The sequence below is a fragment of the Acinetobacter lwoffii genome (genome assembly GCF_019343495.1).
Taxonomy (GTDB): domain Bacteria; phylum Pseudomonadota; class Gammaproteobacteria; order Pseudomonadales; family Moraxellaceae; genus Acinetobacter; species Acinetobacter lwoffii_P.
On the sequence record NZ_CP072549.1, the window covers coordinates 2995959 to 3010178 of the forward strand.

At 44.5% G+C, this 14220-nt stretch carries 14 protein-coding genes; 6 read left to right on the forward strand and 8 right to left on the reverse strand.

The genetic code is table 11. The features are described from left to right. From J7649_RS14050 to J7649_RS14060, 3 genes are all read left to right on the forward strand, one after another. Complete coding sequence (locus J7649_RS14050; protein ID WP_005247801.1) at positions 1 to 624, forward strand: MgtC/SapB family protein; 624 nt, start codon at positions 1 to 3, stop codon at positions 622 to 624. 85 nt (positions 625 to 709) lie between these two features. Then, positions 710 to 1048, forward strand: coding sequence for an FKBP-type peptidyl-prolyl cis-trans isomerase (locus tag J7649_RS14055; RefSeq protein WP_004280661.1), 339 nt, complete (start codon positions 710 to 712; stop codon positions 1046 to 1048). A 241-nt stretch (positions 1049 to 1289) separates the two neighbouring features. Beyond that, on the forward strand, positions 1290 to 3101 hold the full coding sequence (locus J7649_RS14060) for a sensor domain-containing diguanylate cyclase (protein WP_219308712.1): 1812 nt from the start codon (positions 1290 to 1292) through the stop codon (positions 3099 to 3101). Here the strand turns inward: J7649_RS14060 and J7649_RS14065 are convergent. Next, positions 3098 to 3565, reverse strand: coding sequence for a GNAT family N-acetyltransferase (locus tag J7649_RS14065; protein WP_004280657.1), 468 nt, complete (start codon positions 3563 to 3565; stop codon positions 3098 to 3100). The genes J7649_RS14060 and J7649_RS14065 overlap by 4 nt on opposite strands. A gap of 371 nt (positions 3566 to 3936) precedes the next feature. Here J7649_RS14065 and J7649_RS14070 point away from each other — a divergent pair, with 371 nt between their 5' ends. The 3 genes from J7649_RS14070 to J7649_RS14080 all read left to right on the forward strand — a co-directional run bounded on the left by J7649_RS14070 (position 3937) and on the right by J7649_RS14080 (position 5604). Continuing rightward, positions 3937 to 4422, forward strand: coding sequence for a hypothetical protein (locus tag J7649_RS14070; protein WP_219308713.1), 486 nt, complete (start codon positions 3937 to 3939; stop codon positions 4420 to 4422). A 259-nt stretch (positions 4423 to 4681) separates the two neighbouring features. Continuing rightward, complete coding sequence (locus tag J7649_RS14075) at positions 4682 to 4957, forward strand: hypothetical protein (RefSeq protein WP_004280654.1); 276 nt, start codon at positions 4682 to 4684, stop codon at positions 4955 to 4957. Between the two features lie 149 nt (positions 4958 to 5106). Continuing rightward, entirely contained in the window at positions 5107 to 5604 is a 498-nt protein-coding gene (locus J7649_RS14080) for a DUF2505 family protein (protein ID WP_004280652.1), read from the forward strand. Between the two features lie 120 nt (positions 5605 to 5724). Here J7649_RS14080 and J7649_RS14085 read toward each other — a convergent pair whose 3' ends face one another. From J7649_RS14085 to J7649_RS14115, 7 genes are all read right to left on the reverse strand, one after another. Further along, positions 5725 to 6399, reverse strand: a complete 675-nt coding sequence (locus J7649_RS14085) for a DUF1345 domain-containing protein (RefSeq protein WP_138743321.1) — start codon at positions 6397 to 6399, stop codon at positions 5725 to 5727. Positions 6400 to 6596: 197 nt separating this feature from the next. Continuing rightward, positions 6597 to 7046, reverse strand: coding sequence for a YbjQ family protein (locus tag J7649_RS14090; protein WP_004731922.1), 450 nt, complete (start codon positions 7044 to 7046; stop codon positions 6597 to 6599). A gap of 3 nt (positions 7047 to 7049) precedes the next feature. Beyond that, positions 7050 to 7406 carry a YbjQ family protein gene (locus J7649_RS14095; protein WP_005104015.1) on the reverse strand — a complete coding sequence of 119 codons (357 nt, stop codon included), beginning with the start codon at positions 7404 to 7406 and terminating at the stop codon, positions 7050 to 7052. Positions 7407 to 7514: 108 nt separating this feature from the next. Further along, positions 7515 to 8981 carry a multidrug efflux RND transporter AdeIJK outer membrane channel subunit AdeK gene (gene adeK, locus J7649_RS14100; RefSeq protein WP_004280647.1) on the reverse strand — a complete coding sequence of 489 codons (1467 nt, stop codon included), beginning with the start codon at positions 8979 to 8981 and terminating at the stop codon, positions 7515 to 7517. Next, positions 8981 to 12157: an efflux RND transporter permease subunit gene (locus tag J7649_RS14105; RefSeq protein ID WP_219308714.1), complete on the reverse strand. Its 3177-nt coding sequence runs from the start codon at positions 12155 to 12157 to the stop codon at positions 8981 to 8983. Before J7649_RS14105 ends, adeK begins: the two co-directional genes overlap by 1 nt. A gap of 12 nt (positions 12158 to 12169) precedes the next feature. After that, positions 12170 to 13438: an efflux RND transporter periplasmic adaptor subunit gene (locus J7649_RS14110; protein WP_004814853.1), complete on the reverse strand. Its 1269-nt coding sequence runs from the start codon at positions 13436 to 13438 to the stop codon at positions 12170 to 12172. Positions 13439 to 13474: 36 nt separating this feature from the next. Continuing rightward, the gene (locus J7649_RS14115; RefSeq protein ID WP_219308715.1) at positions 13475 to 14077 is read right to left on the reverse strand and encodes a phosphatase PAP2 family protein; all 603 of its coding nucleotides are present in this window, start codon (positions 14075 to 14077) and stop codon (positions 13475 to 13477) included. Positions 14078 to 14220: the final 143 nt, after the last annotated feature.

Below are 14220 nucleotides of genomic sequence, written 5' to 3' on the forward strand. Positions count from 1 at the left end.
ATGTACCATGAACTTTATGATTTACTGCTGGCTGTCGCGATCGGCGCAATTATTGGTGCAGAGCGTGAGTATCATAGTAAATCTGCCGGACTGCGTACCATGATTATGGTCAGTCTGAGTTCCTGTTTATTTACCATTATCTCCCTGAAAATAGGCGTGGCCAATCCTGACCGGCTGGCCGCCAATGTCTTGACTGGACTGGGTTTTCTGGGTGCCGGTGTTATTCTGAAAGATGATAACCGTATTTCTGGAATTACCACCGCAACCACGATCTGGATGACAGCCGCACTCGGCATGGCGGTCGGTGCAGGCTATGAACTCTTAAGTATTTGGGCTACTTTTATTGTCATGGCGGTGCTGGTTTTATTGATGTATGTCCAGCGCGGTATCGAATCTCTGAATCAGGAACGCAGCTATGAAATCGTCTGCCCATTCGATCAAAATGATTCCAATCACTACGAAATGCTATTCAAACGTTATCAGTTAAAAGTGGTGCATTCCTCACAAAAAAAAATTGACCAACAGATTGTCGGACGCTGGATCCTGATGGGCTCAGCCAAGAATCATCAAGAATTAACCCAAGATTTACTCAATGATAAGAATATTCAGGAACTCAGCTTTTAACCCATCAATGGCCAAGGTTTAAAAAAACAGAGCAATCCGGTTTATACTGAGCTTTGAATTTTATGCTCCTCTCAGGTAAATAACCATGATCAACGAACTTGAAATTATTGATTTAAAAGTAGGCGAAGGCAAGGAAGCGGTGAAAGGTGCCCTAATTACCACGCACTATACTGGCTGGCTGGAAGATGGAACCAAGTTTGATTCCTCTATTGACCGTGGTAATTATTTTGAAACCGTCATTGGCACAGGCCGTGTAATCAAAGGTTGGGATCAGGGTATTCTGGGAATGAAAGTTGGCGGTAAGCGTAAACTGATGGTGCCTGCACATTTGGCCTATGGCGAACGTAAAATGGGTAAAGTCATTCCAGCCAATTCCAACCTGATTTTTGAAATTGAATTGTTTGACGTAAAAACACGTGATTAAAATCATTTAACTAGCTGAATATAAATTATATTTTTTATTTAAAGATGTACGCTGGTTCCGGTGCAGTCGCTTCAAAATAAGCTGTGCCGGAGAAGCTACAAAAAACATCTAAAAAGATTTGAAATCGAAAATATTCCTTGTAAATTATAAGAATAATAAAGAATTATTTTGAGATATAACGTATTTGCATAACTTGATAAGGAATGTCTGTTTTTTCGTATTTGTCTGTGCCTTGAGCTGGATGACTTGCATCATAAGTTCAGCAATCGCTCAGGATGAACTCCCTTCGCCGTCATTTCAGCAGCAATCTCACGACCATATTACTGAAGTTCATTTTACCGAACATAGTACGAGTCCTTTGCAGGGAAAATGGCTGTTTTATCCGCGTCAGTTTATTGTTCAGCCCAGCCCCGTACTCCAGTCAAAAACAGTTGAATTGCCAGCCTCTTTTAAAACTCTAGCGGGTTCAAACTCTGGCTACGGTACCTTTATTAGTTATTTTAAAATTCCGAAAGAATTTCTCGGGCGACGCATCGCGATTCGGATTCCAACCCAATACGGCGCCTATCGGGTATATGTCAACGGACAGTTTATTGTTCGGCTCGGGGAAATCAGTACTACACCTGAAAAACAGGTGACTGAGAAAGCACCGCGTATTGGCTATTTTGTTCCAGACACTGAGTATATTACCTTAAGCATTCAGGCTTCCAATTATACCCACTTGCATGGCGGTCTCGAACGACCAATGCAGATCGGCGTTGCAGCTACCATCAATCGCCAATTCCAGCAGCTCATGATGAGTATCGCCATGGTGTGTGGGGCGGTGCTTGGGGTGGGGGTGTTTACCATTCTATTTTCGGTATTCAGGGGATCACGAGAACGTAACAGTAAAAGTATCTTTGTTTTTGGCTGGTTTATTGTCTTTTTGGCCCTGCATAATCTGTTTTCTGCACCTTATGCCTATACGGTATTTAGCAATATCAACTGGCTGTGGGGAGCCCGCTTAGAGTATCTGTTTACTTTTATTGCTGCCTTCTTTTTTCTCAGTTATATGCATCTGTTTAACCGGCGCTATTTAAATCCGGTGATTTATTATATCGCGGTGGCATTACTGGTCTTTAATATTATTTTTACATTATTCTCACCTCCTGAGATATTTGAACGTCTGGCCCTATTTAGTGCGATTTTTGCCTTGGTCATCATCGTTAATTTTATTTACGGCTTTTATCAGACCTTACGTTATAAAGAGCATTATTCGCGTTTAAATCTGATTGCGATTATTTTTCTTTGTGTCACCTTTTTGAATGATTATCTGTTGCTGATCAATGCAATTAAAACCACGTATCTGTTTTTTATCTCTACCAGTGTTTATGCCTTATTAATTATGTTTCAGCAGTCCAGACATTATGCACATCAAACTTATGAGACTGAACAGCTAAACCTGAACCTGATCGCCCTCAATAATTCGCTCGATCAAAAAGTTAAAGAACGGACCCAGCAACTGCGTGAAGTGAATGCCAAACTGGAACAGCAAATGAATATTGATGCGCTGACTGGAGCTTTTAACCGGCGTGCCTTAAATCATGAAATCCAGCAGCAGTTTTTGCAGACCCAACAGCAGCCGCAACATACCTTGATTTTTGCCATGCTCGATGTCGATTTTTTTAAAAACTATAATGACTATTATGGCCACTTAAAAGGGGATGAAATCCTGAAAAATCTGGTTAGGATTATTCAAGCTGCTTTACCACCGTCTGGCTATCTGGCACGTTATGGTGGTGAAGAGTTTGCGATTCTGCTCACTGGAATGCCAGTTCAAACTGCCCTAAAAAATCTGGAAAATGTATTAAACCAGATTCGGGAACAGCGTATGGAACATCTGAATCGGCCAGATGCAAAAGATTATGTTACGGTCAGTATGGGCGCGGCCTGGGTTGAACAAAACCATGGCTATGCAGATATTCATGAATTGATGAAAGCGGCAGATGTGCAGCTCTACGCCGCTAAACAGGCAGGACGTGATCAGTTAAAAATTGAAAAAGAGGTCGATTAAAAAACATATTTATACAGATAGCGCGATTCATCTTCTGACTCGGCAGAATGTGGATGAAAGCCGCAGTGCTGATAATAACTTAAGGCAGTTTGGGTAGATTGTATTTCAATCTGATGAATTTTTTTCTTTAATAAAGTGCGATGCATTTGTTGAAATAACTCGGTGCCGAACCCCAGTCTTTGGCAGTGTTGGGCCACATAATGCATCCGGATTTCTCCAGCATCACTGACCAATAAGAATCCGACGACCTTGTCATAGATGAGATAAACCCAGCAATCGTTATACAGCATATCGACAATCAGGCTGGCATGATCAAACTTTTCTAGCCAGGTTTGAATTTTGCTTTCTTCACGCTGATGATCCAGTACACAGGACTGAATGCTGTCATGAATGACCTGAATAATTTGAGGTATATCTTCGACCCTCCCTTCACGAATCATAATATTATTCATTTTCTCGAACATTTATAGGGAAGGTTTATTTGATAAAAAAGAAGAGGGTAAAAAACAGAACAATATTGTAGTTTTTTGAGAATATTTTCCGTGATTTATCCATGTGAAGATCTGTTCTGTTGCTGATTTGTCCTGTTTGTTTATCTCAAGTTCTTGAATCTCATTAGGGAGTTAAAAATAAAAAATCAAAGTAAATCAATTTTTAAATAAATCGAAGTTCGAATCTGGGCACAAATGAGCAAGCAGAGAAGATAAATAGTAAAAATAAGCCTCAAGTTTGCACTGTATAAAAAATAGACGTATGCTGAGTCAAAAGGGACTATTCAAATGAATCTTGATCCTATAACCATAAAAATAAAATTAGTCACATGAGATCATCAACCATGCTGAAATTACTGCTGTTGTTATGTGTTTTATTCATGTTGAATGCTGCCTGGATCGTCGGCAGAAAGATCTATAAAGCTCAGCGCCATCTGGTGTGTCAGCGTCCAGAAAAACCGGCACAGATTTCTAGCATGACAGAGCAAGAGGTCATCGAGCAAGAGCAGCAAGTACATCTGGTGGATGCTTATGAACTGGAATTGTTTGACGATGTGGCACAGCTATTCTTTCAACGGCAGGTGCATATTGAGAGTCGGGCACAGGCCGAACAGTTACAGCAAGAACTATTACAAAAAATGCCGATGCACAGTGGTACCCAGATTCGTCAGATGGATTTAGGCGAATGGTCTATTTTCTGGAATTTTTATGATCAGTCACTGGAATATTATGTCGGTCGCTATGGCGTATTCTATGCACATGTCGACCGTTTTGGAGAAGAGCACCGGCATGAAATTCGTAGGGAGCTTTTGCATTCTGACTGTGCTTAGAACACCACTTTCAGTCATTCTGTACGATTGAAGATCTCAGACTACGTACTTAAGCCATTGCAATTCAGAAAAGGTATCTCATGCCTTAGCTCAGATTTTTTCTGCCACTTGGCGGAAATAGCCCATATAATTTATCTCCTTTAAGCCATAATCTTGTGCTAGAAAAACCTCAAAACTCGAGAGTCGTATCCTTGAAATAGTCATTTAAAATGTACGAAGTCTGGCGAGCAATGATCCGGACTAAAAAGGCAGAAATACTATGATCATTGATTTTCATCAAGCACAATTACAGAAGTTTATTGCACTGGCGATGAAGATCGAAGCTGAGCCTGAACTGTATTTGCAGTTTGATTCTGTGTCTGATTTTTATAAGGCTGACTGGCTGCAGGCTTTCCCAGCTGGAACTGAATACTATGTTTCCGGTCTAGATGATGGTGCCGATGAGTTTCATGCCGTGATTTATTATGGCGAAGCGCAGCTACAGATCAGCTGTGGACAGGCACAGCTTTCAGTAAAACTATGTTGCAAACATTGACCGGGCTGCCGGAATTTCCCGATAAAAGAATAATGACATCCGCTATAAAGTTGATATAAATTGCAGAGTCATCTCTGTATCTGATTTTTATTCGCATCAGCCGAGAGTGGCATAGGCGAATATCGTAATAAAAATAAGGAAAAAATAGCATGGCACATCAGTTCACCGTGAAAGCAATTATCAATGGCGTGTCTATTGATGAATTTAAGCGTTTGGCCAATGATATTCGTTTGCATGAGGCAGTTTGCCATCGAATTCCTGCGCAAAACTTGGAAATCCTGGTTTCGGAAAAGCAGGGGCATATGTATACCCTGAAACGCGCTTATAATCTAGATGTTAATATTCCGGATATCGCAAAAAAATTACTCAAAGATGCCTTCCGTTTGCAGCGTACCGATGTCAGCGATCTGAATGAAATGACGTCAACGGTACAACTCGGTGCGAACTTGCCGATCGAAGCCATCTGTCAGCGTGCAGTTACCGGAGATGAAGACCAGATCCAGTTTCAATTAAACTGGACAGTCAAAGTCAAAGTGCCTTTGCTCGGTGGCATGCTAGAAAAGCATGCGGAAGGTGAGATTCGTAAATTTAGTGAAATTGAACTCAGCATCGTCGAAGATGAATTGCGTAAAGGTCTCACCGCTTGAAGCAATCAAATAGTGTGATCGACCTAATTTAAAAACTGATTAGGTAGACGCTGGGTAGTGGTAGCTAATTGGGCGGTAGATCACCATTTTCAGGGCACTACCACTATCCAAAAAACTTTTTTAAGTGCTGATAAAGTTTGCCGTCACGTTAATGCTGATGGCCAGAATGGTGGTATTGAATCCGTAAGCCAAAAGCAAATGTAGGGTATTTAAAACCCGCATGGATTGGCAAGTAATGGAGACATCTGCAGTTTGCGCAGAAGTCCCGATGATATAACTGAAATATAGAAAGTCCGGATAAGTCGGTCTGGTGGTATTTGGAAAATCCAGTCCGCCTTGTTGCTGTTTGTCGAGCGCCAAATAAAAGTCATGCGCATAATGAATTGCAAAAATCGTATGCATCAAGAACCAGGCTGAAATAATGGTCAGAACTGACAAGATTAAATGGCCGGTTCGGATGGTAGTGTCTTTGGGTAAATGATTAATTTCAATAATAATCGCTATAAAACACATGATCAGGGTGATGATCACCAGAAACAGAATGATCCATTTGCTGGCATCCTGTTGCATGGCGCGTTGCAGAATATGAGCATGATCAATACGCCAGAGTTTTTTTATGGTCAATAATAAATAAGCGTAAATCGCGATATTCCAGCTGATCAAGAGGCAGCTTGACCAGCTCAAAGGGGTGACTGTCTGTAAAACCAGATAAAATCCAATGATGGCTGGGAAAATAATAAAGAAATACAGACGGGATTGAAGTGCCGTTTTTATAGATTGAAGAAGCTGCATCATGCCATTTATATTTGTTTTGCTGACTTCTCAAGATCCTAGCACAGAACCGTTTGCAATAAAGAAGATTGCACCGGCCTGAGTATCAGCCTCAGTTATTTCCTCTACGACATTTCTTCCTAAAGGTGTCGAACTAATTTGACTGCGCGGATCGCGCAGCAGGCGTGATCCTCTCGATAAATTTTTTTTTGAACCGATGTTTAAACGGATTGAGCGGGTTGTTGGATTGCAGTGCCATAAGCAAAGACTTCCACCATGCCACCTTGCATACCGAGTTCAGTGGTGCTGAGCCGAATACCCATAATCTGAGTCGCCCCGATTTTTTCGGCTTCCAGTTTTAAACGTACAATCGCTTCACGTCGTGCGCGTTCTACTACACTTTCATAGCTGGTCAGACGGCCACCCAGCATATTCTGTACATTGGCAATCGCATATTTAAAATAATCATGGGAAATGACCACATTGCTGCTGATCATCTGTCCGGAATATTCAGACACAACGAAGCGGCTATTGTTCACCCGGATATAGGCCAGACGTTGTTCCTGTTCATCCAGATAACGAAAATGTTTACCTTCGTTATAACGTCCAAAACCGAAACCAACACTAAACAGAATGGCAAAAATGATGATCTGGAGAATTAAACCATCCATGCTTTAATCTGCCTGCGGAAAAGGGTCGGGCAATTTCGGCATGATCGGATCAACGACTACGGCTGTCCCATAAACAAAGAGTTCAGAAGCACCTTGGGCGATATTAGAGGTCGAGAAACGAATGCCGACAATCGCATTGGCACCCATACTACGGGCTTTTTCAATCATGCGGTTCATGGCTTCCTGACGGGATTCTTCCAGCAGTTCGGTATAGGCGGTAAGCTCACCACCGACAATATTTTTCAGGCCGGCCAGTAAGTCACGTCCGACATGTTTGCTGCGTACGGTACTGCCATACACCACATCAATTTGCTGGCGAATGGTATGACCCGGTACAGATTCCAGATTGCTAAGTAACATGTGCATGTTTTCTAAATAAATTGCTGGTCTATGACAATAGGAAAACTGCCTTGAAAATGCAATAAAAAAAAGCCCACCGAAGTGAGCTTTTCTTGATCTGTCTAGAATTTATTGCGCTGGCTGTTCTGCCGCACGGCGCTGTTCAGACACAGACGGGGTATTCGGCAAGGTATCCGTCGTGTTGACTTTCAAGCCGCCCCCCAGGGTTTTGTAGACTTCAACCTGATTGTTCAGATTGGCCTGTTCAAGCAATAACAAACCTTGTTCTGCTGCATAAGACGCACGCTGTGCATCCAGTACAGTCAGATAGCTGTCAATTCCGGCGCGGAAACGTGCCTGAGACAAGCGATAGGTGGTGTTGGTTGCTTCGACCAGACGGCGCTGAGCTGCCAGACGGTCACCAATATTCTGACGTACCGCCAAGGCATCATTCACTTCACGGAAAGCAGTCTGAATCGACTTTTCGTAATCTGACAAGGCAATTTGCTGATCGGTTTCAGAAATACGGATATTGGCCTGACGGGTACCCCAATCAAAAATTGGAATATCCAGACTTGGACCAAATGACCAGGCAAAACTACCTGATTTAAACAGGTCGCCTAAATCAGTAGAGGCATAACCTGCTGAACCAGTCAGACTAATCGTCGGGAACAGACGTGCACGTGCTGCGGCAATATTGGCACCCGCCGCAGACAGACGATACTCTGCTGCACGGACATCTGGACGGTTAATTAATAGATCACTTGGCAAGCCTGAACCCAATGCAGTATTTGAAGTGATGCGGGTTACGCGTTGTGCTGGTAATAAATTCGCAGGCACTTGCTGACCGACCAGCAGGTTTAACAGGTTTTGTGCCTGTGCTACCTGAGTGCGGTAATTCGCAACATCATTACGTGCTGTTTCAACCGAGATTTGCGCCTGACGCACTGGAAGCTCGCTGTCGATCCCGACATCAAAACGTTTCTTGTTCAGATTGAAAGATTCAAGCTGAGCTTTTAGTGTTTGTTCAGCCAAAGCCAGATTGGCATTGGCAAACGAATAGCTGAGCCAAGCCTGAGACACCTGACCAATCAAGGCAATTTGCGTCGCATCTCGCGCACTTTGGGTCGCCAGGAAACTATCCAGTGCATTGTCACGCAAGCTGCGGACACGTCCCCAAAAATCTAGTTCATACGCAGTTACACCCAGTCCGACATTATAAGTCGTCACTGCACCACGATTCTGGGAATTCATGGTGTCCTGGCGCAATACGCTACCACTGGCACCAATCGTCGGTAACTGGTTGTTTTCAGTAATCTGATACTGTTGCTGAGCTCGTTGAATATTGAGGGCAGCAATACGCAAATCACGGTTATTGTTTAATGCCAGATCCAGCACCTGTAACAGGCGCTGATCGGCAAAAAAGTTTTTATAACCCTGTTCTGCTACAGAAGTACCAGACGCATTGGTATAGCTGCTCGGGATATCTGCCTGCGCAACCGGCTCTGGACTGCGCATGCTTTGACAGGCCGTCAAAGCAAGCGCAAGGGCAGATACCGCAATGCTACGACCTGTAATAGACCATACATTTTGCATTACGACTTATACTCCTGATTTTGTTGTTTTGGTTTGTATTTAAAGACACTTCGAATCCACACGTAGAATACCGGGATAAAGAAGATACCTAACAAGGTCGAGCTGATCACGCCGCCGATTACACCATAACCGACTGAATGCTGGCTACCTGCACCTGCACCTGAAGCCAGAGCAAGCGGTAATACACCAAAACCAAAGGCCAACGTGGTCATGATAATTGGACGTAAACGCATTTTTGCCGCATGCAAGGTTGCTTCAAATAACTCTTCACCTTGTTCCTGCAATTCTTTCGCAAACTCGACAATCAAGATCGCATTTTTCGCAGAAAGACCAATCACGGTAATAATCGCCACCTGGAAGTAAATGTTATTCGACAGGTTCGGATTTTGCAGTAATACCATTCCACCAAAGGTGAGTAATAATGCACCGACAATACCCAATGGGACCACCAGTAGAACCGAGAATGGAATCGACCAGCTTTCATATAGGGCTGCCAGACACAGGAAGACGATCAGCAGTGACAAGGCATACAGGAACGGCGCCTGTGCACCAGATTCACGCTCTTCTAAAGACAGACCTGTCCATTCGAAGTCGAAACCTTGCAAGCCCATTTCTGGTAACTTCGCTACAATTTCTTCCATGGCCACCATTGCATCACCCGAGCTGATACCCGGAGCAGGTGTACCCTGAATGTTCATGGACGATACGCCGTTATAACGCTCAAGACGTGGAGAACCGTAGGTCCATTCGCCTGTGGCAAACGCCGAGAATGGCACCATTTCACCGCGATTATTACGCACATACCATTGGTCCAGATCTTCCGGCATCATACGCGAGCCAGCTTCACCCTGAACATAGACTTTCTTGACACGACCGCGATCAATGAAGTCATTGATATACGAACCGCCCCAAGCAATACCCATGGTACTGTTAATTTCAGCAACACTCACGCCCAATGCACCGGCTTGTGCATGATCGACAATGACACGGTACTGTGGATTATCTTCCTGACCATTCGGACGTACACCAGCCAGACGCGAGTCTTGTGCTGCTAGACCGAGGATGGTATTACGTGCTGCCAGGAGCTGGTCATGACTTTGACCACTTGCAGCTTTGAGCTGTAAGTTAAAGCCAGCCGACACACCCAGTTCAGGCATTGCAGGTAATTGCAGTGGCATGATGTAAGACGCATCTTTGACAATCATGTTCAGCGCCATACCACGTTGAATAATGGCACCGACTTGAGCTTCCGGACTGTTACGCTCTGACCAGTCTTTCAGTTTAATAAATGCCAGACCTGCGTTTTGTCCCACACCCGTGAAGGAGAAACCTGCCACACTAAACACGGACTCGACATGCTCTTTCTCGTTTTCCAAGAAATAGTTGGTCATGGTGCTGACCACTTTGTCGGTACGTTCCAAGGTTGCATTTGGCGGTAACTGAACCAGCGTCATGACCACGCCCTGGTCTTCATCCGGTAAGAACGAAGAAGGCAGTTTCTGGAATAACAGCACAATAATACCCAGTACCACGGCATACACCACGCCTGAGAAAATCTTGCTATGAGTCATACGGTTGACGCCGCCCTGATATTTCACAGAAACCTTGTCAAAACTGCTATTAAACCAGCGGAAGAAACGCGCAAATATACCATTACTTTGCGGCTTGTTCGGATCATGCTGTTTCAGCAGGGTCGCACATAGGGCAGGGGTAAAGGTTAATGCCACTATCAGCGACAAGACCATTGCTGTGACCAGCGTAATCGAGAACTGACGATAAATAACCCCGGTGGTTCCACCGAAGAAAGCCATTGGAACGAATACTGCCGATAGCACCGAGGTAATACCAATCAGTGCACCAGAAATCTGTTTCATCGACTTTTCAGTTGCAGAAACCGGATCCAGATGCTCTTCCACCATGACCCGTTCGACGTTCTCGACCACAACAATCGCGTCATCGACCAGAAGACCAATCGCCAGTACCATGGCAAACATGGTTAGGGTATTAATCGAGAAGCCGAAGACATTAATCACGGCAAAGGTACCCAATACCACGACTGGAACTGCCATGGTTGGAATAATGGTAGCACGCCAGTTCTGCAGGAACAGGAACATGACCAGGAACACCAGAATAATTGCTTCGATTAGCGTTTTAACTACACTCTTGATTGACAGTTCAATAAATGGCGTGGTGTCAAAAGCCAGTTGGTCGACCATGCCTTGCGGATAGTTCGGACGTAACTGCTCTAAGCGTTCTTCTACTGCTTGGGCTGTATCAAGCGCATTAGCACCAGTGGCAAGTTTAATTGCCACACCACCAGCTGGTTTACCGTTAAACTTCGAATCAAACTGATAATTATCTGCACCAAGTTCAACCCGTGCAACATCACCCAGACGGACTTGCGCGCCCGAAGTGGTGTTTTTCAGGAAGATATTGCTGAACTGTTCTGGAGTTTGCAGCAGGCTTTGTGCAGTGACAGTCGCATTCAGGACTTGTCCTTCAACAGCGGGTGCACCACCGAGTTGACCCACAGCGACCTGAGCATTCTGGGTACGGATGGCAGTCGCAATATCACTTGGCGTGACTTGCAGGCTCGCCATTTTGGCTGGATCAAGCCAGATTCGCATAGCATAAGAACCACCAAAGACCTGAACTTCACCCACCCCAGCCACACGGCTTAAAGGTTCAGAAATGTTCGAATTTACATAGTCTTTGATATCATCGGCGGTCATGCTGCCATCAGGTGAATAGAAAGCCAATACCTGCAGGAAGCTGGCGCCTGATTTGGTAACACGCACACCCTGACGCTGTACATCTTCAGGCAGCAGGGCAGTCGCAGACTGTAATTTGTTCTGGACCTGAACCTGTGCGATATCAGGATCGACACCTTGTTCAAAGTTCAAGGAAATAGACGAAGAACCGTTACCCGCACTGTTAGATGAGATATAACGCAGTCCATCCAGACCATTCATTTGCTGCTCGATGATCTGGGTTACAGTATTTTCGACCGTTTCAGCAGATGCACCTGGATAAGTCGCAGAAATCGTGACTGTAGGCGGTGCAATGGTTGGATACTGGGCAATCGGCATTTTGGTCAGGGTCAAAATACCCGCCAGCATAATCACCAATGCAATCACCCAGGCAAAGATAGGACGATGAATAAAGAATTGAGCCATAAACCTTACTCCTTATGCTTTAGCAGCAGGTTTTTGTTCAGATTGTTCTTTTGCATCATCCGCTTTTTGCGCTGCACCTGGTTGTTGGGCAGCAGGTTGTGCAGCACCCTGTGGTGCAGCAGCTTGAGGCTGGTAAGGTTTAGCCACGACCTGTTGTTCCGGTTTTACTTTCGCAATACCATCTACAATCACTTTATCGCCTGGATTCAGACCTTCAGTCACAATCCAGTTGCTGCCTTGAGAACCAACGGTAGTCACTGGACGTGGCGTCACTTTATTGTCAGCACCGACCAGCATCGCCATTGCCTGACCTGTTGGGGTACGAGTCAAAGCTGCTTGCGGAATCAGGAAAGCATTCGGTACTTCACCCTGTACGATTTGCGCAGTGGCAAACATACCTGGAAGAAGCAGATGATTTTTGTTCGGGAATACCGCACGTAAAGTCACGGTACCTGTTTCCGGGTTCACGCTAGCATCAGAGAATGCAAGACGGCCTTCAACCGGGTAGATACTGCCATCTTCAAGCTTTAACTTGACTTTGGTATTGTTAGAGCTGTTCAAGCTGCCTTGATTAAGCTGTTGACGTAAACGTAAAAGCTCGGCACTTGACTGGTTGATATCTACATAGATGGGATCTAGACGCTGAATCGTTACCAATGGCTCTGGCTGATTCGCTGTTACCAAAGCACCCGCCGTCACAGACGAACGGTTGGTCTGGCCTGAAATCGGCGCGCGTACAGTCGAATAGCCCAAGTTGATTTCTGCATTACGCAAAGTTGCGCGATTGGCATTCAAATCAGCTTCAGCCAGTTTGACCTGTGCCGCGATGTCATCATATTCCTGTTTGGAAATGGCATTGGTACCGACCAGTTGACGGTAACGGCCTTCCTTCACACGCAATACGCCCAGATTGGCTTCAGCACGGGCAATCGCTGCACGGGCATTGTCTACTGTAGTGCGGTTGGTGCTTGAATCGATTTCATATAAGGCCTGACCTTCACGCACATAGCTGCCTTCCGTGAACAAGCGTTTAAGCACCACGCCACTGGCTTGTGGACGTACGTCTGAAATTTCAAATGCTGTTGTACGACCTGAGAGCTCTACAGACTGCTCTACACTTTGCGGTTGTGCAACAAGAACACCGACTTCAGTCGGTGGCATTTGTTGTTGAGCACCAGCTTGCTGGCCCTCTTTAGGATCTTTGCTACAACCAACAAGTGCAAGACTTGTTGCCATTGCGCAAGCAGTCAGGGCAGGTGCCCAAAGCTTTGCAGACATCATTATTCCACCTCTAATTAGATTTATATCTAAATTTTCTTATTTGTGAGCCGCGCAATATCTGATCCAGACCATATACCACAACGAAATCCAAATAAAACTGATACTCCAGCCGGATATGACATCTGAAGGAAAATGTACACCCAGATAAACTCTTGAGATCCCCATCATCAACATCCATACCACTGCACCAATCACAGTGAGGGTATAACGGGAATGTTGCCGATGGATGTAAATTGCCAGACACGCCAGACAGGCCGCATATAGACTATGGGCACTTGGAAAGGAACTTCCAAAGCTTTCAACCAGATGCAAGGATTCTGGTGGTCGGGGTCGGGCAATTGCAAATTTCAACAGCCAAGCTAGGAGAATTCCTCCGATAATTCCGATACATATAAAAATTGCGTTTGTATACTTTTTATACCACAGCAATGCAATACACCATAGCGTGGATAAAAATAATACAAATGGCATGCCACCTATTAAGGATAAGGACTGAGTAATTTGATTCCAAAACTCGGTGCGATACAGACTCATCCATTCCACAGCTTGCAAGTCGAGCTCGTTTAAAGCGGGAATATTCAGGATGAACACACTGAAAATTAAAAATAAAATACCGACAAAAAGTAACAAGTAATGCATGCCAAAAATCCTTGTCCTTTTAACCGTTCGCAGATCGGCCAATTGTCTGAACCAAAGTGTACTTGTCAGTACACTTTTTTTCAAGTGTGCGTATTTTACGCGAATTCCATTTTTTTCGTAAGGAATTTGTTGCTAAATATAGT

Excerpts from the sequence above, each read along its gene's own strand:
- J7649_RS14050 (WP_005247801.1), top strand. The coding sequence starts at position 1 with ATGTACCATGAACTTTATGATTTACTGCTGGCTGTCGCGATCGGCGCA.
- J7649_RS14055 (WP_004280661.1), top strand. The coding sequence starts at position 710 with ATGATCAACGAACTTGAAATTATTGATTTAAAAGTAGGCGAAGGCAAG.
- J7649_RS14060 (WP_219308712.1), top strand. The coding sequence starts at position 1,290 with ATGACTTGCATCATAAGTTCAGCAATCGCTCAGGATGAACTCCCTTCG.
- J7649_RS14065 (WP_004280657.1), bottom strand. The coding sequence starts at position 3,565 with ATGTTCGAGAAAATGAATAATATTATGATTCGTGAAGGGAGGGTCGAA.
- J7649_RS14070 (WP_219308713.1), top strand. The coding sequence starts at position 3,937 with ATGCTGAAATTACTGCTGTTGTTATGTGTTTTATTCATGTTGAATGCT.
- J7649_RS14075 (WP_004280654.1), top strand. The coding sequence starts at position 4,682 with ATGATCATTGATTTTCATCAAGCACAATTACAGAAGTTTATTGCACTG.
- J7649_RS14080 (WP_004280652.1), top strand. The coding sequence starts at position 5,107 with ATGGCACATCAGTTCACCGTGAAAGCAATTATCAATGGCGTGTCTATT.
- J7649_RS14085 (WP_138743321.1), bottom strand. The coding sequence starts at position 6,399 with ATGATGCAGCTTCTTCAATCTATAAAAACGGCACTTCAATCCCGTCTG.
- J7649_RS14090 (WP_004731922.1), bottom strand. The coding sequence starts at position 7,046 with ATGGATGGTTTAATTCTCCAGATCATCATTTTTGCCATTCTGTTTAGT.
- J7649_RS14095 (WP_005104015.1), bottom strand. The coding sequence starts at position 7,406 with ATGTTACTTAGCAATCTGGAATCTGTACCGGGTCATACCATTCGCCAG.
- adeK (WP_004280647.1), bottom strand. The coding sequence starts at position 8,981 with ATGCAAAATGTATGGTCTATTACAGGTCGTAGCATTGCGGTATCTGCC.
- J7649_RS14105 (WP_219308714.1), bottom strand. The coding sequence starts at position 12,157 with ATGGCTCAATTCTTTATTCATCGTCCTATCTTTGCCTGGGTGATTGCA.
- J7649_RS14110 (WP_004814853.1), bottom strand. The coding sequence starts at position 13,438 with ATGATGTCTGCAAAGCTTTGGGCACCTGCCCTGACTGCTTGCGCAATG.
- J7649_RS14115 (WP_219308715.1), bottom strand. The coding sequence starts at position 14,077 with ATGCATTACTTGTTACTTTTTGTCGGTATTTTATTTTTAATTTTCAGT.